The following is a 244-nucleotide window of genomic DNA, read 5'->3' on the forward strand; positions in this document are numbered from 1 at the left end:
GAACTACGCCCAGTTCCTGTTGCGGGCCGTGCTCCCGCACGTCCTTCACGTCATCACGGCGATCGCCGCTGGATATGCCGTCGGCTCCGAGTTCTCGCGCCGCCGCCGTGCCTGGCTCCGGGCAGCCGGCGGCAGCTGCCTCACGGCCCTGGTCGGCAAGCTCGCGCCGCTGTTCGGCATCTTCCTGCTGATGATGGCCGCCGAGGCCGGCCTCATCCATGGACTGTTCCATGTCCCGTTCCGC

The 244-nt window shown here is 69.3% G+C and carries 1 pseudogene; it reads left to right on the forward strand.

Features of this window, described 5'->3' with window-relative positions:
- Positions 1 to 244, forward strand: a pseudogene (locus tag WDW90_RS40350) (ABC transporter permease); the annotation flags it as partial.

It is taken from the genome of Methylobacterium nigriterrae (assembly GCF_037106235.1).
Taxonomy (GTDB): domain Bacteria; phylum Pseudomonadota; class Alphaproteobacteria; order Rhizobiales; family Beijerinckiaceae; genus Methylobacterium; species Methylobacterium nigriterrae.